We start from the raw sequence: 19,829 nt of genomic DNA, 5'->3' as shown, positions 1-19,829 counted from the left end.
GTATGACGCGGTTACGCCCGCCACGGTGCCGCGTCACGATGAGCGATCGCCCGCGTCTCACCGGGCCCCTGTCCCGCAATGCACGGGCTCGGATTCGAGCTCCGCGTGCAAGCGCGGCACCGCTGTCTGAACCACTCCGGGTCCCATCGGCTCGTGCCCCGCACATCGATGTGGCAGGGCTCCGCCCCGCCCGGAGACTGAAGATGGTTGTGGCCGGCATCGATCTGCTCGTCGCCCGTCTGGGCGGGTTAATCCGCTCTTGGCCGGGCGACTTGTCTCGCTAGATCTCCCGTCGGGACGACTCACCGTCACTGTACCTTTGCACCCGCCGGAGGGCATGAGAGGCCAAGATCGCTGCGCCTTCGGCTTCGAGACGGGCCGGTTTGGTGCTGTTCGAGAGCTCCAGGGCTCGGGTCTCGGTGGCGCTGACGTCGGCGCCGGATCGTGCCAGCACTCGCTCAAGTACCACCGTCGGTTCTGTCGCCACCACCTCGTCGTGCGACGTCGCCGCGTCGGGCTCGTAGTGAGTGTCGACGTAGAGCATGTTGCGCTCCCTGCCGCGGGTGGCCATCACGTAGAGCGGTTCGCGCATCGTGGTCGCCGTGACGAATGCGTGGGTCGTGTCGACCGTTCTGCCCTGGGACCGATGCGCCGTCGTGGCATACCCGAGCTCGACGTGCGCAGAGACGTACTCGGCCGGAAGGCGGGCCACTCCCCCACCCGTCTCACGTCGCACCGTCAGCGCCCCGTCGGCTCCGACAGCGGCGACAAGCCACTGGTCACCGTTCTTCACCCACCCCGTCGAAGAGCCCAGCCCGCGCTGGTTCTGGCGCGTCACCACGACATCGCCGACCCCGATCACCGACCCGTCAGCCACAGTGACCCCACCCTCCTCCACCGCGCCCTGCGCGACGCGATGAGCCCGGGCCCGACTGTTCAGATCGGCCACGGTGGCAGTGTCGGAAGCGACCATCAGGGTCCTCCGGCCAGCCCGGATGTCGTCGGTCCAGTTCGCGAACAGCTCGTCCAACATCGACTCCCGATCGCCCCCACGCACGCGACCTCGGCGCGCGTACTCCCCCGACGCACCCTTCGAGCCCGTCCGCAGCTTCAGCGATGCGTCGCGTTCCCACTCGTGCCGGAACCGGCGCACATCATGCAGCGAAGGCGCGTCGTCGCGGTCCGTGGCCACGAGCTTGAACGCGCCGCCCGCGGCGACCGGTGACAGCTGCGCCCAGTCCCCGACCAGAAGCACCTTCGCTCCCGCGGTGCGGGCGTATGCCGTGAGCGAGTCGAGCTCGAACGTGCCAGCCATGGACGCCTCGTCGACGATCACGAGCTGCCCCGCGCGCAGGCCCCACCGCACCACCTCCGCTGAGAGCTCCCGGGCGCGACATGTCAGGGCGCGCGTCCGCAGCGACGGGCTCGCCCGGTCCAAAGCCGCTCTCAATTCGTCCAGTTCGGCCAGCCGGGCAGGTTGCCGAGCGGCCTCGGCGAGCCACTTCGCGGTGTTCTCCGTCGGCGCCCCGACCGCATCGGACAGCACTTCGGCGGCCGCCGCCGACGGCGCCAGCCCCACCACCGACCCGGGCCCGTACCGCGACTCCCAGACGGCCCGGACGCCGGCCATCGTCGTCGACTTGCCGGTCCCCGCGGGGCCCACAAGCACGTCGAGCGAGCGACCCGAACCGGCCACCCGGCATACGGCAGCGGCCTGCTCGGCCGACAGCGGATGGTCACGAGCCGGCAGCTCCGCGGCGCACACCGCCGCCGCCACACCCTCGTCGACATTGGGCGCGTCGACCGCCCGACCCGCGGCCAGGAGCCGCTCCTCGGCATCAAGCAGCGCCTGCGTCGTGAACACCTCCGAGTCGCGTGGACGGAACCGGGAAGTGCCGTCCGGGCGGCGCAGCTCGTCCGGGACGAAGCCCACCTCGGGCGGCGTCAAATCAACCGCATGGCTCATCGCGAGGGCCGTGATCCGCTCCGCGACCACCGTGCGCTCGTGCGGTGCCGCGAAGCGGACACCCTGGATCTGACGCAGCGACTCGGCGAAGACGTTCGCGCGGGTGAAGGTCGACCGCTTGCCGGACACGACCTCGAGCGACACCCGCGCCGCCTCCTCGAGCATCGCCTCGGCCAGGTCACCAGCGCGCAGCAGGGGCAGGTCGTTCCGCTCGGCGAGGGTCGCGACCCACGCCTGCAAGTCCTCCCCGACGAACGGCTGCGCCCGCCTCCGCCACCCCGCCACCAGCTCCCCGAACGGCCGCAGCTCCTTCGCCGGGCGCGTCTCCAGCGTCGCCCGCTGACGCATCTGAAGCACCTCCCGCGGCGTCGGCTGCCGCCCGTGCCCGGCGACGAACTCGCTCACGAGGGCGTCCTTCACGGCGTCGATCTCGGTGGTGCGCTGCGAGAACTCCGCCCGCAGAGCCTCCCCCACCCCGGCGACCTCCCACTTCTCCACCGGCGAATGACGACGCCGCTGCGGCTCCCACTCGTACCCCAGATCCGCCGTCACAAGGTCCGCGAGGACGCCGTTGTACAGCTCCGACAGACCCACCGCGGCCCGGAACAGCGCCTTGCTGTCGAGCGTGCGCCACCCCCCGTCCGAGACCGCCTGCACCCGGTTCAACACGACGACGTGGGTGTGCAACTGCGGGTCACCGGACCGCGAGTCCCAGTGGTCGAATGCCGCCGCGACCACCCCGCGCACATCCTCCGACACGACACCTCCGCGTCCGGTGCGGGTCGCGAACACCGTCTGCTCCGCGTACCGGATGACGAACTCCGTCGCGGCCACATGCGCCGCGTAGATCCGCTGCCGGGTGGCCTCGTCGGCCAGGCCCCACGCCACGGACACCGACTTCGGCGCGCTGAACGTGAGGTCGAAGCCCGCCACCGTCTGCGGCGCCTTCCGTGGCCGCTTCAACGCGTCGACGTATGCCGTCCGCTCGGCTCCCGGGGGCCGGCCCAGCGGCTGCCCGGTGACCGGGTCCTGCAGCATCCCGAGCATCCGCCACAGGTGCTCCTCGCTCACCTTCGAGCCTGCCGGGATGCCCCGGCCGTCGCCGAGACCGGCGAGGCCGGCGCCCAGGAACCGTCCCGGCGGACAGCCGGGCTCGCTGTAGTACGCGGTCAGCGGAGGCGACGCCGGCCCAGCGGCGTCGCCTCGCACGACCGAAGCCATCAGGTAGCGGTAGCCCGAGCCCAGCGTCATCCGGCGGATCGACATCGTCACCCGCAGCGAACCCGGCCCACGGGGCACCCGACGGCGCCGCGACCACCTTGGTGCCAGACGTGTGGAGCGGAAAGGGGCGCAGTCGAGCCGAGTTGCGACTGGGGCTTCGACGGCGTCGGGCGACATCGGGAGACGAGTGGTCGAGGCGGAGTTAGGGGGCGATCAAGGACGGCGAGGTGCGCCGGTGGTGGCGACAACGTGGGACGTCAGCGTGCCTGGTTGGCGATCGCGGACCGCGAGGGTGCTTGCGCACGGTATGTAGTCGGCGGCGCCACGGGCCCTATGCTCGTGGAGCCGGCGCTCGCTCCCCCTGTGCGGGCGCCGGCTTCTCAAACTTCGTCGCCACCTGGAATCCCCACGCACGTTCGAACAGACATTCGACGATGCGGGATACTGGGCGGATGGCTGGTGGGTCGGGACGAGGGCATGAGCACCCCATCCCGGTGCCGCCTCCAGCTCGCCGGCACTGCTGGGTCACTGGCCCGGAGGCGTCGCGGGGACCCCATCCAGGGCTGATCGTTGAGTGGTCCCGTCGCGACGACGGGTGGTGGGCGTTCGTCACCTATGTCATCGAGGCCGACGCCGCTGTCGTGCAGCAGTGGCTGCCGGCGAGGCTGCTGACCCCGACCGTGTCACACCGACGGTGACCCAATCGTCCCGTCATGCACCTACATCGAAGCGAACGGAAGGATTGCCCATGGGACACCCAGTGGACGCGGGAGCACGACAGCGCCTCCTTGAGGCTCAGCGCGCAGAAACCGAGGCGCTGCGGAGGGTCGAGACGGCCGCCGGGGGCTGCGCCATCGCCCGAGACCGCATGCGGGCGGCGGATGCCAAGTTGCTCGAGGCCCAGCGCAGTCTCGTGCGCACGTCCGGCGCCACTCGCGCCGCTGTGCTGCTCGGCACCGACGAGGCGATGCTACGGCGCGACCTGCGACGTGCCGAGCAGGCCATTGCAACATCGGACACGTCGGCGACCGCCTAATAGCGAGTTGCTCAGACCGACGGCCACCGCACGGTCAGCATCACCGAGTCCTCGATGGCGCGCCAAGCGTGAACGACGCCTGGGCCCCACATCACGTAGTCGCCTTGCCTGCTCAGCTCAACCTCGCGGTCAGGCAAACGCTGGAGAAAGCGCCCGGAGATCAGCACCATCATCGAGGTGCGGGTCTCACCGGTGGTCCAGTCGGCGCGCTCCTCCCCCGCGGCATGCGTGCCCCACTTGATCTCAACATCGGTGGTGTTCGCCACGCTGTCCGGTGGCGCGATGAAGTTCCCGACGAGCCACCCGCGGTGCGCAGGGCCGTCGTCGAAGGCGTTACCGGTGGCGATGCTCACGAGACTCCGATCTGGAGGGCCGGCAATTTCACTCGCTCCGGATTGAGCTGGGCGAGCCGCTTCAAACCTAGGGCAAAGGCGACGAGTCCTTCATCGGTCCATTGCGGGTCGTGCAGCAAGGCCTCGAGCCCGTCAGCGTCGGCGCTCGAGTAGCGCAGCAGTCCAGAGGCCTCCCAGTTCGCCTCGACGTCGCCTCCGAAGCGCTGCCAGAAGGTCTCATCGTGCACGGCGAGCAGGGCGGGGAACTCGAAGCTCCCAGCCACGAGGTTGTACGCGAAGCCGTTGAGGTGCACGTCGAGAGCCGAGGACTCCGTCAGCCAACGCATGGCCGGCGTCATGCGGCTCGGGTGCAGGAGGTCGGCGACCGATGACGGCCCGAGGCTGTTGTCCGTCTCCGCCCGCCCGAACAGTTCCTCCTCCGTCTCCCGCAGGAGAGTGAGTCGCACGTCCACCTCAGCAGTCGCCTCGTTGGTCGGCTGGTGAAAGCACTTGGGGATCACGGCGATGCGTCCAGCTCCGTTGAGGACCCTGCTGCTGCGCTGCTGGATGAGCAGGACGTAGTCGGCAGGCCGGTTGCCCGATGCCGGACGAGCGAAGGCCGACAGTGCGAGCGCTCCCCCGACACACTCTCGGGCGCTTGGGGTCAGCACCGCTCGTGCGGTGGGCAACAGCTGCTCTCGGAGCGGAAGCACCGACGTACCAGCAGCGAGCGCCGTGAGGACCTCGGCCTCGAGCAGATCCCACGTGAGCGCGTAGCGCGCGAACGTGGTCATGGCGAACTGCGTACGTATGCCACCCGACTCGTGATCGACGTCCACAAGACGGTAGGTCGGTTGATCCGAGAAACGCGTGCCACCCAAGAGACAACGCGCCAGCCGCGTCTCGGCGGCCGCAAGTAAGGCTGGCGTAGCCAATAGCGGCGCAGCCGCTGTACGGCGAGCGAATCCGGAGGACGGCACTCCCATGTTCCGAGGGGCGAGGCCCCCGTGCGGGGTGACCAGAGTTGTCGTCATGACGCCCTCGCTGGACTGAAGGTGCATCGCTCCCGCGAGGCCGCTCTCGGTGCTGTAGAAATCCACGAGGCGGTCAGCGACATCCTGTCTGTCGACGTGAGCGATCGGGTCGTCGCGACTCAACGTGATCGCCCGTTTGGCAACTGCTTCGAAGGATGTGCCCGGAGCGCACCCTCGCAGCTCGTCGAGGAACTCCAGAGCAGAGTGGAGGTGCTCTGCGCCCTGCAGCGCCGTCGCGGACTCAGTCACCGCCGCCGGTTCGGCGACCCCGGCGAAACGAAGCTGGGCAAAGCGTTCTCGCGCATCCTCGGCGGCTCGGCTGAGGAGAGTGTCGAGCGCGGCCTGCATCTCAGTCGTGAGCTTCATAGCCGGATTCGCATGCCACTTCGCGACCGTGCGAGCGGCTGAGCCCAGAGTCTCAGCGAAGGCTTCGTTCGTCAGCCTCAGGGCTTGCTGCAGACAGACCGCGTCGGCCGGCCGCCACGTCGGCACCACGACGGACGTCATGAGCCACCCCCGGAGCGCCCCGGCACTCGGCTGTGCACCTGAGTGCATTGCCAGTGCATCTGCGGGTCATGGGGTGATGCCGCGCGCGCTGGCTGACTGGATCGCATGAAGTCATCACCACAAGCAGGCACAGCGTCGTCCATGGTCCAGGCGATCCGCGTCCGCCGCCCGGCGCATTGTTCGCCGATCTCGCCGGACCGCAACTCGACCGCGACGCCCGTGTGGACAACGTGTCGGGTCCTGAGACTTGTCCACAACTGGGTGAGACCGAGCCAGCGCCGGATGGCGACAAGCGGGACAAATGGTAGGGAGCGGGCTGCTGCCGGGGCCCCGCTGATCTCACGAAGGAGCAGGGCATGACCACTCGCGATGTCAAGGCCGAGCAGCTCGCTGAGAGCCTGCGCCAGTGCGGGCCGTTGGCCCGGGAGTCTGATGGAAGGGACGAGCTGTGGCTCACGGTTCAAGACGTGGTCTGCACCCGCAGCACGTGTCACATCGTGCCGATGGGGTCCACCTCCCCCGTGTCGGTGACGCCGGAGCACTCCACCGACGAGCTCCTTGCGGCCATGGAGTGGCTCGTTGCCCACGAGGCTCACGCGAGAGCGATGGCGCCTCGAGAGCTCTTCATCATGCTCCGCGGCGTCGCCACCCGCGGCGCGCTCGGTTCGGCACGCGCAGCGCAGGCCGACGCGCTTCACGGGATGACCCACGTGAGCCCGGGTGAACCGGTCGTGTTCGCCGACCTCGAGATGTCGGAAGTGGCGTGACCAGCATGCAGACCAACTTCAACGACTGGACGGCGGCTCAGCTCCACCTCACGGCGGAGGAGCTCGCCGACATCAACCTGACCCCCGTCTTCGACCTCTTCATCTCCAGGATCGAGGAAGCCAGACGACGTGGCGCAGCAGACCCACTGACCACGATCACGACCAAGCGCGCCGGCGGAAACTCGCGCGCATGCACCAAGCGGATGCTCGAGCAGCTCGGCTTCACCGCCGCTCAGCGGCGCGCCGTCCACCGGCTCCTCGCCGGCTCCCCTTCGGGGTGGCCCGGACTGCTCCGGCTGTATGCCGTGTCGCAAGACCTCACGGGTGGGCAGCGCCAGTACGCGCGCCGTCAGGTGCAGACGCTGCGCAGTCACGTCGCGTCTCGCAGCGTGGCCAGCGCCGGGTGCTCGACGAGTCCGGCGGTGCCGTAGAGCGCAGCGATGCCGGCCACGGCGATCGATGCCATGGCACGACTCGACATGAGCCGAGCGACTCCGTCGCCGTAGTCGAATACCGCATAGCCGTCTTCGACGCACGGCCGGAACCCGACCAAGGATCCCCACCAGAACGAAACCGACTGTCCTGTATCGAGATTGAGCAGAACGCGGCGGTCGGTCAGCAGACCCATGCCTCGCGATTCCCCCGTCCAGCGGGCCCGGTCAGCGTGACGAACCTCGACCGGAACCTGGCGCAGCGCGCGTTCGCCGGGCTCCAGGACGAGGCCCATCGACATGACATCGACATTCAGCGGCGGCGCCAGCCCAGCCAGCTCGAGCGCAAGCTGTCGAGCGTCCGCCCACTCGTCCGACATCACGTGAACGCGACGTGGCCGTGATCTCAGTCGGTTCATACGGCATACCTCCTCGGCGAGGACAACTTGCCGCCGAGGGGCACCATCGGCGCACGGCGTGCCGGTAGTGCCCCGATCCCGCGGTTCGCGCAGCATGTCGCTCACCCGTGCAGCCACCGTCGTTGCCGCGGGCGGAGTCGCAGTGCTCGGTGGCCTGGGCGTCGTAACGATCGCCGCCGCGCAGAGCGGTGCGCTCCCGTCCCGCCCTCCCGCCTGCGTGTCGAGCGGCCCGGTGCCAGGACTCTCGCCGACCCAGGCGCAGAACGCCCGCACGATCGTCGCGGCTGCCGAACAGCGGGCTGGCAGGGCCGGTGCCTTCATCGCTCTCACGGCTGCTCTGGCCGAGTCGGACCTGCGTGTCCTCGCCAACCCGAATGACCCGACGGGCTCAGCGTTCCCGAGCCAGGGCGTGGGCTTCGACCACGACTCCTTGGGCCTCTTCCAGCAGCGTCCGGGGTGGGGCAGCGCGGCCAAACGCATGGACGCGGCCGAGTCGACTCACCTCTTCGTCGACGCGCTCCTCCGCCTCGAGGACTGGCAGTCCATGACGCCTTGGTATGCCGCCCAGATGGTCCAGCGGTCAGCCTTCACCGGGCGCCCCAGCGGTGCGAACGGTGGCTCGAGCGTCGTCGGAGGCAACTACCAGCGGCAGACCGCACGCTCATCAGCGGTCCTCGCCTTCATCGAACATGATGCTGCGAACCTCGACTGCGGAGGTGCGCCGCCTGACGCCCTCGCGCCGGGCGGATCCGGCACGCACGGGCTCCCAGCAGGGTTCGGGCTGCCGCCCACGACATCTCCCGAGGCGCGTACGGCAGTGGCCTTTGCCCTCGCCCAGCTCGGGAAGCCGTACGTCTGGGGCGGCAAGGGGCCGAGTGCCTTCGACTGCTCGGGCCTGACCCAACAGGCGTGGCGCCGAGCGGGGATCCCCATCGGACGCGTCGTCAGCCAGCAGCTGCGCGACGGCACGGCGACGACCTCGAGCAGCCTTGCCCCGGGAGACCTCGTGATGATCCCGGGATCAGCGGGGACGCTCGCCTCGCCGGGCCACGTCGGCATGTACATCGGACGCGGACTCGTCGTCAACGCTCCTCGAACTGGTGACGTCGTCCGGGTTGTCTCCTACAAGTCCTTTGTGTCACAGGGCGTTTCGGGGCTTCGCCACATCTCCTGACGGAGCGATCTGGGCCCTATCTGCCATGGCTCGACGAATAGTGCCCCGACCGGTCCTCTATCGCAGCCATGTGCGGAACCGGTCCGCGCGAGCTGCGAAAGGCACCACGATGAAGACTTGGATGATCCCCTCCGTCGACGTCCCGCCCAACCAGAACGGCCTGCCCGGCATCGCCGCCATCGAGAAGATCGTCGGCGCGCTGCTCACCTTCGGTCTGATCGCGTCCGTGGCCGGCATCGCCATCTCGGCGATCGCCTGGGCCATCGGTTCACACTCGTCGAACCCCCACGTGGCCGGCCGCGGCAAGACCGGCGTCCTCGTCTCCGCGGGGGCGGCGATGCTCATCGGCGCGGCGAACACACTCGTGACCTTCTTCAGCGCTGCGGGCTCTGCGGTCCAGTGACATGAACTGGAGAGCTCTCCGCCCGTACCTGACTGCTGCGAGCGTCGTCGTCCTGCTCTTCGTGGCTGGAGTCGTCGCGCTGTCACACTCCGAGGCGCCCGTCGGGGGCTCGCCTCAGGTCTCGGGCTCGCCGACGCCAGATGCCGCACCGACGCCGGAGTCGTCGACCGCTCAGTCGCCAGCGCCGACCAAGGACCCGGTGGCGACCGAGCTCGACCGCCTCCGCGCGGCGGCACGAGTCGCACCAGGGCCGCCGGGGCGACGCATCACCGGCGACTTCTCCCAACAGCCTGACCTGTATGCCGCGGAGTTCGTCCGCCGGCTCCTGACGCAGGACTACCGGATGTCGAGAGCCGAGCACCTCGCCTGGGTGCAGTCGGAGGCCGCCCAGACCTCCGAGCCCCTCGTCGTGGGACTGGTGCCCAAAGAGCTGCGCGACCACCTTGCCGTCTACTCGGTGACGGACGCTGCGGGTCAGACCCCGGCTGTACCGGTGCGGAACGCGTGGACCGCCCTTGGCCTGCAGGACGCGTACACCACCGTCCGCATCGAACGAGTGACTGAACCGATGGCGTGGAGCACCGCCGTCTCGAGCGGGAGGATCAGCGACCCGGGCATCACCGGTCGTGAGGTCGCCGCATCTGTCACCCTCCACTACCGGAAGCAGGGGAAGGCCGTGACCTCGACGTCGTCCGTAGCCCTGACGCTCAACATCGAGGGACCTCCCACGCGAGGCTCGTGGGGCTTCGTCACCGCGGTCACCTACTCGTCTCTGGCGGTGAGCACGTCATGAGCTGCGACGGCATCATGGCCGCCAACCCGATGTGTCTCATCGGCCAAGCCGCAGCGGGCACCGCCGGGGCTGCGTCCAACGTCGTCGATGGCGCCTTCAGCAACATCGCCGGCTACTTCGGGCTCGCAGCCCAGAACGCCACCACCTGGCTGTGGCAGCAGATCGGCGAGGCGACCACGCTGGACCTGGCATCGCCGGCTCTGGCGCGGGAGATGACGATCACCGGCGCAATTGCGGCCACCCTCTGCCTGGGACTCTTCATCATCCAGGTGACCTCAGCCGCTCTCCGCGGGCATCCCGTCGCTCTGGGCCGCGCCTTCAGCGGGCTCCTCATCAGTTTCGTCGGGTCCGCGCTCGCCCTGGCAACGACGCGCGTCCTGCTCGGAGCGGTCGACGCCCTCAGCGACGGAGTCGTCCGCTACACAATGGGCACACAGATGGGCGCCCTCGGCGGCAAGCTCTCCTTCGTCGGTCTGGCCCAGATGCAGAACCCAGCGGTCATGATCCTCCTGGCTGTCGTCATCATCGTCGCGGCGGTCGTCGTGTGGGCAGCCATGATGATCCGCAAGCTGATGCTCATCGTGGCCGCGGTGCTCGCCCCATTGGCCTTTGCCGGCGCGACGGCCGACTTCACCCGCGCCTGGGTCCGCCGGTGGATCGAGTTCGTCGCAGCCATGATCGTCTCGAAGCTGCTCCTCGTCATCATCCTGAGCATCGGCGTCGCCGTCCTCAACGGCGCCGGACAGTCAGGCTCCAGCGTGGGTCAGACCGTCACGCAGCTCGCCGGCGGGTCCTTGATCCTGTTGCTGGGCGGGCTGGCTCCCTGGGTGGCGATCCGCATGTTCCACTTCGCCGGCGACACCCTTCACTCGGCACATGCCACGGCCCGGCAGGCCTCGGTCGGCGCGCAGACTCTGGTCAGCGCACCCCAGAAGGTCAGCGCGATCCAGGCCCAGGGACGGGCGCTCGCCTCCGTCGGGTCGTCCGGCCACAGCCGCGGCACCAAGGGCAGCGGCGGTCCGCCGCCGCCTCCCCCGCGACCGGGATCCTCCGGGCCAGTGGGCCCACCACCGCCCGACGTGGGATCCGGCCTTGCCGGTGGTGCCACAGGACCGGCTGGAGCAGCCAGCGGAGGGGGCGCCGCAGCCGCCGCCTCGCTGGCTGCTCCGGCTGCCACAGTCGCCGGGGTCGCCCTCGGCGCCAAGGCCGTCGCCATGAAGGCCGGCGACGTCGCGACCAACCCACCCGGGGTCTCCTCGCCCGCCGGCGGAGGCCCTGGCGCCGCTGTCCAGGAAACGCCCATGAAGCAGCCACTCACCCACGGCTCGAGGAGCTGACCATGACCGACGCCACGACCACCCCGATGACCGTCCGTTTCGGACGCCTCCCCCGGCGCGGCCTGCTCCTCGGGCTCTCGTCATCACGCATCCTCTGCCTCTGCGTCGCCGCGCTCGTCTTCGTGCCCGCGATCTTCCTCGGCAGCTCGACCGGCGCCGGCCTGACGGCACCCCTCTGGGCCGGACTCATCGCGCTCGCCTTTGTGCGCTGGCATGGGCGCCCCGCCGTCGAGTCACTCCCCACGGCAGGGCACTACGCCGTGCGGAAGCTGAACGGTCAGACCAAGTTCCGAGCGCGCCCATCAGCCCCACGACCAGGCGGCACGCTCGCCCTCCCCGGCGACGCTGCTGCCCTGCGCTTCCTCATCGACGAGGAGTCCGGCGCAGCGATGCTGCACGACCCACACGGGCACACGCTCACCGCGGTCGCACTCGTGCGCCACCCGGCATACGTGCTCCTGTCGAGCGACGAGCAGGCGAGGCGCGTCCACGGATGGGGTCGGGCGTTGGCCAGCCTGGCCGCTTCCGGGACTGGCTGCCGGCTGCAGGCGCTCGAGGTGTCGCTACCCGACGCGGGCCGCGGCATCACTGGTTGGTGGGAGGTCAACGGCGTCAAGCAACCCGGCCAGTGGGCCGTGCAGCAGTACGAGTCGCTCATGAAGACAGCCGCGCCCGCGGCATCGACGCACCGCACGGTCCTCGCGCTCTCGCTCGACCTCCGCAGCGCGCGGGCGCACATCAAGCAGGCCGGGCGAGGACTCCGCGGAGCGGCCGCGTTCCTCCGGCAGGAGATGACGTCCCTCGAGGCCGGGCTCCGCGCCGCGGACTTGTCGCTGGCGACATGGTTCAACGAGAGCGAGCTCGCAGCGACGCTGCGGGAGGCCTTCGAGCCCGGACACGAGACTGGCGACCGCGAGACTCAGACGCTGGCGAGCGCTGGCCCCGTGGCCATGGACGAGGAGTGGGACCACGTCCGCCACGACACGGCATACTCCGCCGTGCTCTGGATCAGCGAATGGCCGCGCGTCGGGGCGCCGCCATACTTCCTGCACTCCCTGGTCTTCCAACCGGGCATCCGCAAGACCCTCTCCATGACAATCCAGCCGATCCCGGCCGACGCGGCGATGCGCGACATCAGGAAGGCGAAGGTCGAGTACGCCACGGAGGCGGCGCAGAAGGCCAAGATCGGCGCCATCGCCGACCTTTCCGACGGCGCGGAACGCGACGACGTCCTCGAACGCGAACGGGCGCTCATCAGCGGCCACGCGGACGTCAAGCTCACCGGCCTCATCTCCATCACCGCGCCCTCGCGGGATGAACTCGAAGCGTCAGTCGCGGAGATCTCGCGCGCCGCCATCCAGTGCGGCTGCGAGACGCGACGGCTCTATGGGCAGCAGGCCCGAGCCTTCGTGTCTGCTTCACTTCCACTCGCGCGGAAGGTGAGCTGATGTCGTCGGCAGGAGCGTCAGGGACCTTCTACGCGCCACAGGGCACCAAGCGTCGACGTGGTCGGCATGAGAAGCCACCGGCTGCTCGCTCGGGTGAAGCGGCACGGGGCAGACGCAGTGGTGACGATGACTCGCCGCAGTTCCTTCCTGCCGAGGGAGAGAACGGCCCTGAGGCTGGGCGGTCCTATCGCCGGCTTCGGCTGCCGGGACACCGCGCCACCTCCGACGTGGTCGCCGGCGCGTACCCCTTCCTTGCGGAGGCTGGTCTTGGGAGCGAAGGCGTCTACGTCGGGCAGGACGCCTGGTCAGGAGGTGGCTTCTGCTTCGACCCCTGGGTGCTCTATAGCCAAGGCATCATCACGAATCCGAACTGCTTGCTCGCCGGGGTCGTCGGGAAGGGGAAGTCCTGCCTCGCCAAGTCGTTGGCGACTCGGTCGATCGCCTTCGGGCGGCGGGTCTACGTGCCCGGCGACCCGAAGGGTGAATGGTCCGTCGTCGCCAAGGCTGTCGGTGGCGCCGCTATCCAACTCGGCGGCGGCTCACGCAACCGTCTGAACCCGCTGGACCCCGGGCCGCGCGACCCGGCACTCCCCGACTCCCAGTGGCAGTTGCTGGTCGCCAACCGGCGACGCGCCCTTGTCGGTTCGTTGGCTCAGTCGGCACTCGGGCGGCCTCTGGTGTCTGTTGAGCACACCGCTCTGGACGTTTCGCTGGCCGGCGCTGCCGCGGCGGCGGTCGAACCAACATTGCCGATGGTCGTCGATCTGCTCCTGGAGCCTCAGTCTGCACTTCCCGGCTCGAGTGCCGCTGAGCTCGCACGCGACGGCCGCGACCTGGCCCATGCCATGCGCCGATTGGTCGCTGGTGACCTCAGCGGCCTCTTCGACGGACCTTCGACCCTCACCTTCGACCCGACTCTGCCGATGGTCTCGTTGGACCTTTCGCAGATTCAGGGCTCCGATCAGCTCATCGCGATGGTGATGACGTGCGCCTCAGCATGGATGGAGGCGGCACTATCGGCACCTGACGGGGGCCAGAGGTGGGTCATCTACGACGAGGCCTGGCGGCTCATGCGCCAGCCCGCCTTGCTCGCCCGCATGCAGTCTCAGTGGAAGCTGTCGCGCGGTCTGGGCATCGCGAACCTGCTGATCGTGCACCGGCTGTCGGACCTCGACGCCGTGGGAAACGCTGGCTCCGAGTCACGTGCGCTGGCTCGAGGTCTGCTCGGCGACTGCTCGACGAAGGTCATCTACCAGCAAGAGGTCAGTGAGGCTCCTCAGACCGCACTCGAACTGGGACTGTCCACGGCGGAGCGAGCCCAACTCCCGGATCTGCAACGCGGCGAGGGACTGTGGCGCGTCGGCCAGAGGGCATTCGTCGTCCGTCACGTGGCAACGGACGACGAGCTAACGCTCTTCGACACCAACTCGCGTATGGAGCTCCAGAGGTCGGCCATATGAGTCCCATCAGCACTCAGCGCAGACGTTCATGACCTACCGTTCTGCCGAGCATCGGACGTTGCTGGAGGCCGTTGTCAGGCCGGCCTGATCAGGCCGTGTAGTACTCGCAGTGGCGCCGAAAGCGAGCGTCGTCAAGCGCTGAAGTCAAGTCAGCAGCTCCGGGGTCGCGGCTCACCACCATTGCTTCACAGCCTAGGCAGGGCGCCACCGTTCACGCCGACGACGCCATCCTCGCGTTCGAGGTCGCGGACGAGGCCCGGATCGTGCGACCGACCACGACCCTATCGGTATCCTCAAATGCGACCGCCCTCGAGCGGCCACGGTGAATCACGGAATCGCGACGGCGAGCGATCGTGGCGCCCGCCAGACGCGCCCGCTGAGCAGCCCTTCAGCACCACCGTCACCAATCGCTGCTTACCACCCTCGGCTGACCCATTGCCTCCCACCGAACCTGCGAGCAGCTGCCGAGGATCACGGTGGCAATCGCCAAACCCACGGAAATAGCTGGTCATTTGCGATCTGAGCAGAGTGTAGCGACGGAGGCGGCAACAAGATCGACTCGCTCCACATGTGTAGCGATCGGCTAAGGACACCCGGAGACGCCTATGCGTCGATTTGACCCACCTTCCACGCTGATGGTCCGTCTCCTTGGAAGGTGAGAGTCATCCAATGCTGTAAGAGTCGCGCCGCCGACTCGGGGGCGATGACGCGAGCACCCATGCACAGAACCTGGCAGTCGTTGGATAGAATTGATCGCTCGACGGAGTAAATGTCGTGACAGACCGCAGCGCGCACGCCAGAGATCCTGTTCGCTGTTATCGCCATTCCAATCCCGGTTCCGCATACGAGAAACCCACGGACGCCTTCGGACTCTTTCACAAGGTGGCAAACCTCTCGCGCTACCCAGGCGTAATTCTCAGAAGGTGGCGCAGCCCGTTCATAAACAATCGAATCGGGAAGGAGCGCAAGCGTCGCATCGAGCATGGCGCCGCCAACTGCGTCGGATGCCACAACCAGCCTTGTCACCCGCCACCACCAGTAATCGACAATTCGACCGGGGACGCCAACCACTGATTCTTGTCGTGCGAAAGGGCCTCTGTGACTTGGACCCGGACCACGCCTCCACTGATAGGCAACACGGAAACGAGCACCCGCCTGGGATCCGATTGCGCGACTTCTTGCACCTTCCCATTGTCTACCTTGAACACGAGGGACTTGGCCAGCACGTCGGACTTAGACTCGACCGCCACCTTGAGTTCAGTGTCTCCGGCAACTTGGGAGGCGACCGACTTGACGGTTAATTCCAGAGGAACCATCAGGTCATGCGATGCCATCCATCGCTCTTCAAACCCTTGCTCCAGATCAGCGATCATCGCTAACGTGGACGGGGTTGATCCGTGTATCAGGCAGGCGTAGTTCTGGTCACCGCCGCGACCCTCACGCGAAAGCGTGATCAGCGATCTCACGGAATCGACGCTGGAAATACCAAAATACGGCATTGACCAGTAGCCACGCACTTGCAGGCGCTGACCGATAGCCTCCTGGTTCCGTAGACTGGCTAACGGTATGAGGCTCTCCTGAACCAATTGTCTGATTGTTCCGGATGCGAATCCAAGGTCCGTCTCTCTTGCAAGAGAGTTCTTGGAGTACGGGTGAATGAGGAGTATTCTCAAAGAGAAAGCGGGATTGCGCCGAAAGAGGTCCTCCAGTGTTTGGGCTGTCTGCCATTTCTGGGAGAGCGATATCGATTGTATGATTGCATGAGTCTTCGCGTCCCTAAGGGCCAACTTCTGGACCATTTGAGCCCGTGGACCGAACTCTGTCGGCGCAGCAATGACCCGCGAAACGGATGTCGAAACTTCCTCACGGATTGCAGCTCTGAACCCATGAGGATTCAGAACATCTCCCTGCAGGTCAAAGGCCTCCATGACCGCGTCGTAGGTAGGGTCGAGGATCTCGTTCACGAAGCTCGTTACGGCGAAGCCAATAAGCGCACCGGCTAAACCAACAACTGCGTTAGTCAAAACAGGGTTGGACTGATTTGCGAACAGCCATCCTGGCGTACTGATGAGCAAGAGCCCAAGCGCAAGCACCGCACACGAAATAGCGATGCGCAGCTTGCCTTGTGTCGTATACGGTCGGTGCACTCCAGCAGGTCGATTATTCGCCATAAGACTTCAACCCCTAGGATCGCAATGGTCGTCGCCAACGGCGCACCAGGTTTCTCGGGGTCTATCGCTTGACGCGTACCAGCCCATAAATCCACCTAGATTCGAGATCGGTGTGTCGCGAGACAGCGGCAACATCTCTCTGACCGCTGTCATTAGCATCAGATGAGTGACTACGATGACGCGATCAAACCCTCTTGCCTTCGCGAGGGCGTCACGGGCACGTTCTAGTAACTGATCCCGATTTTCACCCTCACGAAAGCTCGGCGTAAGCCCTCGCTTCCAAGCTGCGAATTCAGACGGAGCCATACGCGCAAACTCACCCCAAGTCCGTCCCGTCATGCGACCCACGTCCGCTTCGATCAGTTCGTCACAGACAAGCAACTCCTGACACTTCACTCCCGCTTTTGAGAAAGCTAACGCGGTCTGCTGCGCGCGCAGCAAAGGGGAGGTCAAAATTGTCCATTCTACCTCCGGGTATATTCGACATATTTCAAGACCTACCTCGGCGGCATCGTGGCGTCCAGAGGCGCTCAAAGGAGCGTTGGTATCGCGGCCTTGCCATTCTCCTCGTTCGTTAAGGGAGGTGGAGGCATGCCGCAGTATCACTGCATTTGGCTCCTGGAAGTCACGGCAGATTGTGCATGCCGAGTCGAGTCCATCTTGTCTCGCTTTCATGCTGACGGCCCCTGGGATCCAAGGGCCCTCACGGCCAGCACCAGAGCCTCTGCACCTGATCGCGGCCCGAAAGGATGATCAAAGATGGCACTTCCCGCAGTGAACGCGACGGCAATTTCAGGGGCCAAAGACTTCAGCCGACGAACATTCTCAGGACCCACCCCTCCGGAGTGACTGAATAGCGTTGCCGAAACTCCGGGCACCTCATCGTTGGTCGCGCGAATCGCGTCACGCGCCGACTGAGGCGAGATACCGAAGCTTCCAAAAGGGGAGGGCGCAAGTACAGCATCCGCCCCAGCCAACCGCTGCAGATACATCCAAACGGATAAATCGATGCCGAACCCGTCTACGCGCGTCATGGACGTCACGCCGACATTATGTGCCACCACCGGCAGGCCGATGGAAGCGCTGACGTCGGCACAAACGTCCAAGCCCTGCAGGGCTGGCGCAAGCAGAAGCGCGTCGGCGCCAGCGTTCACAGCCATTTCCGCGGCCTTAAGAGCCTTCGCCGGGCTAGTAATTACGTTGGCCCAGTACGCTCTGCGTGTTCCCGTCTCCTGCTCAGCCCGCCTAACTGCGCTGGCGACCTGTCGGTATCGCTCTTCAGGGGCACCCCGCAGACCCGGAAACGCCAATTCATCATCCTTAACGATGTCGACACCCCCCATGGCCGCTTCAAAAGCCAGCGCGGACGCTTCCTCTGGCGAGAGCCCAGCTGATGGTTTGATTGGAGCGACGACGAGATCATGCCCCTGAGTGAGAACGTTTCTGCCATATCGAGGCCCACCGAAGCTGGAAATCTCTGCTGCATCGAGCCTGATCTCCTTCAAGCGAAGGGCGCGAACCGTCGCTAGGTGTTGGGGCTCACCAAGAACCACGTTAAGCAAATTTCCGATACCACACTGGGGTATCCAATTGTTATAGCGCACTTGGATCTCATATGCTCGCCGAACCGCACCGTGGGCTACTGGGTCCGTATACACAGGGAGTGGGTGTGGTAGGGGTTCCACTTCGACGACGGACGTCACGTGAGCTGACCCGGAGCGCTGGCTAGACTTGGAGATCCCATCCCAATTGCGTGACTTTCCTGCACTCTGCTCAATTGCTATACTTTGTCCTATTTGGTCGCCTTCAAGGTCGGACTCGACGTAGTACTTTGCTTGCACGATCACACCCCTGCCGTTGTGACGAGTTGGATCGGTTATACAGGATCTTTAGCTCTATTGCCCCCCTTGGCGGCTCTACCCGCCTACGACGCCAAGCGTGGCTGCATCGTCTGGGGTCCCGACCGCACGAATTCTCTCTTTCTTGTCCCGCCATCGTGAGCCCGAAGACTTCGGACGGTCTAGGCATTATGTCAACCCGGCTCCACAGAATGTGCTCCATGCAGACCAAGGACACTCGCGCGTCAGGCGGGGCCGGATCCTGCCCAGTGATTCGCTGCGTATGTGGGCTGGCTCCTTCTGGTTGTCACTCTCGACGAGACCCAGTACCGGGATGCCGTCGCCGATGCCGCATCGGCTGCCACGGCCTAAATGCGCTCATGCCGGCGTTGAAGGCGGCTGCGCTCGCCCCTTCATGGCGCATTTACGGCGAACATTTGCTGCGCTGCAGGGAGCCGGCTCATGAAGTTTGCCTTGCCCCGGTCACATCGCTTCTGCGGGATCAATGTCTGGTCTGGCTCGGTGTAGCCGCACCGCGTGCCGGAGCACGCCCTCGGCGGCGGACGCGTCTGCTTCTACCTCGACGACGAATGGTTCGACGATCGTCACCCTCGTGGGTCCGGCTGAGCCCCAAGCGAAGGTGCGCTGAAACGTCTCCCCAGTCGGGTGCAACAAGGGCATGAGGGCTCTGCCCACGGTTTTGGACAATGTGGTCGTCGACCCGGCCGTGGCTGGCTGGTCCTCGTCGTCGACGACACCTGGGAAGGCCAGTACCAATGCCGTGGGTGACGCCGCGTCGCCAGTGAACCCGATCGCGAGCATGTCAAGCGTCCGCCTGGCCTTGACCTTCCACCAGACTCGTTGACCCGCCGTGGTCGGATAGCTGCTGAGGACGTCCTTGATGACGAGACCTTCAACGCCACCAGCGGTCAGTGTGCCGAACCATTCACGTGCCAGAAGCAGGTCGTCTGTCTGCTGGCACAGCACGATGGGCGAGGCAATGGTGCCTAGCGCATGTTCGAGCACAGCACGCCGCTCCTGCAACGGACGGCCGCGCAGGTCCTCTCCGCCGGCAGCGAGGACGTCGAAGACAACCAGCTGCGCCGGCCGACGGGCGGCGACGGCGCGGATCCGCCGACCGGCTGTCATCCGAGCCTGGAGCCCCTCGAAGTCCAGGCGACCGGCAACCGGGTCCCACGCGATCACCTCTCCGTCCAAGACCAGGTCCTGGGGCAGTCGCGCGGCCAGGACTGGCGCGAGGTCCGGGAACAGGGGCGTGAGGTTGGTGCCGTTCCGGCTATAGATGCGACCTGCTCCTACCAGCGCGCGATAGCCGTCCCACTTCGGTTCCCACACCAGATTCTGAGCCCCCTGCGGTGTGAGGTCATCAATGGGGCGGGCCAACGCGACCGGTGCACGCAACGACACGACAGGCATGTCATCCAGCCTGCCCCATGCCGCCCGGCGCCCGGCCGCAATTCGTGTGACGCCA

The 19,829-nt window shown here is 66.7% G+C and carries 17 protein-coding genes; 8 read left to right on the top strand and 9 right to left on the bottom strand.

The annotated features are described in order from the left end of the window. Positions 1-280 precede the first annotated feature (280 nt). The 3 genes from mobF to ASD90_RS21685 form a co-directional block, all read right to left on the bottom strand. Positions 281-3,232, bottom strand: a complete 2,952-nt coding sequence (mobF, locus tag ASD90_RS21700; RefSeq protein ID WP_235506880.1) for a MobF family relaxase — start codon at positions 3,230-3,232, stop codon at positions 281-283. 1,002 nt (positions 3,233-4,234) lie between these two features. After that, positions 4,235-4,576, bottom strand: a complete 342-nt coding sequence (locus tag ASD90_RS21690) for a signal peptidase I (protein WP_082588960.1) — start codon at positions 4,574-4,576, stop codon at positions 4,235-4,237. Beyond that, on the bottom strand, positions 4,573-6,096 hold the full coding sequence (locus tag ASD90_RS21685) for a hypothetical protein (RefSeq protein ID WP_056761266.1): 1,524 nt from the start codon (positions 6,094-6,096) through the stop codon (positions 4,573-4,575). The genes ASD90_RS21690 and ASD90_RS21685 overlap by 4 nt, the downstream gene beginning before the upstream one ends. Before the next feature lie 356 nt (positions 6,097-6,452). On the opposite strand from ASD90_RS21685, the gene ASD90_RS21680 reads away from it, so the two are divergent. Further along, positions 6,453-6,863 carry a hypothetical protein gene (locus ASD90_RS21680; RefSeq protein WP_020145911.1) on the top strand — a complete coding sequence of 137 codons (411 nt, stop codon included), beginning with the start codon at positions 6,453-6,455 and terminating at the stop codon, positions 6,861-6,863. A gap of 5 nt (positions 6,864-6,868) precedes the next feature. After that, positions 6,869-7,294 carry a hypothetical protein gene (locus ASD90_RS21675; RefSeq protein WP_235506879.1) on the top strand — a complete coding sequence of 142 codons (426 nt, stop codon included), beginning with the start codon at positions 6,869-6,871 and terminating at the stop codon, positions 7,292-7,294. On the opposite strand, the gene ASD90_RS21670 is transcribed toward ASD90_RS21675, so the two are convergent. Beyond that, the gene (locus ASD90_RS21670; protein WP_157623252.1) at positions 7,234-7,674 is read right to left on the bottom strand and encodes a hypothetical protein; all 441 of its coding nucleotides are present in this window, start codon (positions 7,672-7,674) and stop codon (positions 7,234-7,236) included. The genes ASD90_RS21675 and ASD90_RS21670 overlap by 61 nt on opposite strands. 133 nt (positions 7,675-7,807) lie before the next feature. Here ASD90_RS21670 and ASD90_RS21665 point away from each other — a divergent pair, with 133 nt between their 5' ends. The 6 genes from ASD90_RS21665 to ASD90_RS21640 all read left to right on the top strand — a co-directional run bounded on the left by ASD90_RS21665 (position 7,808) and on the right by ASD90_RS21640 (position 14,328). Next, the gene (locus ASD90_RS21665; RefSeq protein WP_056761257.1) at positions 7,808-8,887 is read left to right on the top strand and encodes a C40 family peptidase; all 1,080 of its coding nucleotides are present in this window, start codon (positions 7,808-7,810) and stop codon (positions 8,885-8,887) included. A 121-nt stretch (positions 8,888-9,008) separates the two neighbouring features. Then, entirely contained in the window at positions 9,009-9,290 is a 282-nt protein-coding gene (locus ASD90_RS21660; protein WP_020145907.1) for a DUF6112 family protein, read from the top strand. A gap of 1 nt (position 9,291) precedes the next feature. Continuing rightward, positions 9,292-10,083, top strand: a complete 792-nt coding sequence (locus tag ASD90_RS21655; RefSeq protein ID WP_056761254.1) for a hypothetical protein — start codon at positions 9,292-9,294, stop codon at positions 10,081-10,083. Next, entirely contained in the window at positions 10,080-11,420 is a 1,341-nt protein-coding gene (locus ASD90_RS21650) for a type IV secretion system protein (RefSeq protein ID WP_056761252.1), read from the top strand. The genes ASD90_RS21655 and ASD90_RS21650 overlap by 4 nt, the downstream gene beginning before the upstream one ends. Before the next feature lie 2 nt (positions 11,421-11,422). Continuing rightward, positions 11,423-12,868, top strand: a complete 1,446-nt coding sequence (locus ASD90_RS21645; RefSeq protein ID WP_056761249.1) for an SCO6880 family protein — start codon at positions 11,423-11,425, stop codon at positions 12,866-12,868. Next, positions 12,868-14,328, top strand: a complete 1,461-nt coding sequence (locus tag ASD90_RS21640; RefSeq protein ID WP_235506868.1) for an ATP-binding protein — start codon at positions 12,868-12,870, stop codon at positions 14,326-14,328. The genes ASD90_RS21645 and ASD90_RS21640 overlap by 1 nt, the downstream gene beginning before the upstream one ends. A gap of 603 nt (positions 14,329-14,931) precedes the next feature. On the opposite strand, the gene ASD90_RS23210 is transcribed toward ASD90_RS21640, so the two are convergent. From ASD90_RS23210 to ASD90_RS21630, 5 genes are all read right to left on the bottom strand, one after another. Next, the gene (locus ASD90_RS23210; RefSeq protein ID WP_369793645.1) at positions 14,932-15,339 is read right to left on the bottom strand and encodes an RpiB/LacA/LacB family sugar-phosphate isomerase; all 408 of its coding nucleotides are present in this window, start codon (positions 15,337-15,339) and stop codon (positions 14,932-14,934) included. 11 nt (positions 15,340-15,350) lie between these two features. After that, entirely contained in the window at positions 15,351-16,292 is a 942-nt protein-coding gene (locus ASD90_RS23685; RefSeq protein ID WP_157623251.1) for a hypothetical protein, read from the bottom strand. A 213-nt stretch (positions 16,293-16,505) separates the two neighbouring features. Next, positions 16,506-17,174, bottom strand: a complete 669-nt coding sequence (locus ASD90_RS24795; protein WP_082588959.1) for a histidine phosphatase family protein — start codon at positions 17,172-17,174, stop codon at positions 16,506-16,508. Continuing rightward, on the bottom strand, positions 17,171-18,103 hold the full coding sequence (locus ASD90_RS23200; RefSeq protein WP_162260238.1) for a RuBisCO large subunit C-terminal-like domain-containing protein: 933 nt from the start codon (positions 18,101-18,103) through the stop codon (positions 17,171-17,173). The genes ASD90_RS24795 and ASD90_RS23200 overlap by 4 nt, the downstream gene beginning before the upstream one ends. Positions 18,104-18,820: 717 nt before the next feature. Beyond that, entirely contained in the window at positions 18,821-19,774 is a 954-nt protein-coding gene (locus tag ASD90_RS21630; protein WP_056761241.1) for a hypothetical protein, read from the bottom strand. Positions 19,775-19,829 lie beyond the last annotated feature (55 nt).

This window comes from Terrabacter sp. Root181, assembly GCF_001428505.1.
Taxonomy (GTDB): Bacteria; Actinomycetota; Actinomycetes; order Actinomycetales; family Dermatophilaceae; genus Terrabacter.
This window is presented reverse-complemented; position numbering and strand designations above follow the sequence as displayed.

What these genes read in the sequence shown, in the direction of transcription:
- mobF (WP_235506880.1), bottom strand. Translation starts at nt 3,232, where the DNA reads ATGTCGATCCGCCGGATGACGCTGGGCTCGGGCTACCGCTACCTGATG.
- ASD90_RS21685 (WP_056761266.1), bottom strand. Translation starts at nt 6,096, where the DNA reads ATGACGTCCGTCGTGGTGCCGACGTGGCGGCCGGCCGACGCGGTCTGT.
- ASD90_RS21680 (WP_020145911.1), top strand. Translation starts at nt 6,453, where the DNA reads ATGACCACTCGCGATGTCAAGGCCGAGCAGCTCGCTGAGAGCCTGCGC.
- ASD90_RS21675 (WP_235506879.1), top strand. Translation starts at nt 6,869, where the DNA reads ATGCAGACCAACTTCAACGACTGGACGGCGGCTCAGCTCCACCTCACG.
- ASD90_RS21670 (WP_157623252.1), bottom strand. Translation starts at nt 7,674, where the DNA reads ATGTCGGACGAGTGGGCGGACGCTCGACAGCTTGCGCTCGAGCTGGCT.
- ASD90_RS21665 (WP_056761257.1), top strand. Translation starts at nt 7,808, where the DNA reads ATGTCGCTCACCCGTGCAGCCACCGTCGTTGCCGCGGGCGGAGTCGCA.
- ASD90_RS21660 (WP_020145907.1), top strand. Translation starts at nt 9,009, where the DNA reads ATGATCCCCTCCGTCGACGTCCCGCCCAACCAGAACGGCCTGCCCGGC.
- ASD90_RS21655 (WP_056761254.1), top strand. Translation starts at nt 9,292, where the DNA reads ATGAACTGGAGAGCTCTCCGCCCGTACCTGACTGCTGCGAGCGTCGTC.
- ASD90_RS21650 (WP_056761252.1), top strand. Translation starts at nt 10,080, where the DNA reads ATGAGCTGCGACGGCATCATGGCCGCCAACCCGATGTGTCTCATCGGC.
- ASD90_RS21645 (WP_056761249.1), top strand. Translation starts at nt 11,423, where the DNA reads ATGACCGACGCCACGACCACCCCGATGACCGTCCGTTTCGGACGCCTC.
- ASD90_RS21640 (WP_235506868.1), top strand. Translation starts at nt 12,868, where the DNA reads ATGTCGTCGGCAGGAGCGTCAGGGACCTTCTACGCGCCACAGGGCACC.
- ASD90_RS24795 (WP_082588959.1), bottom strand. Translation starts at nt 17,174, where the DNA reads ATGAAAGCGAGACAAGATGGACTCGACTCGGCATGCACAATCTGCCGT.
- ASD90_RS21630 (WP_056761241.1), bottom strand. Translation starts at nt 19,774, where the DNA reads ATGCCTGTCGTGTCGTTGCGTGCACCGGTCGCGTTGGCCCGCCCCATT.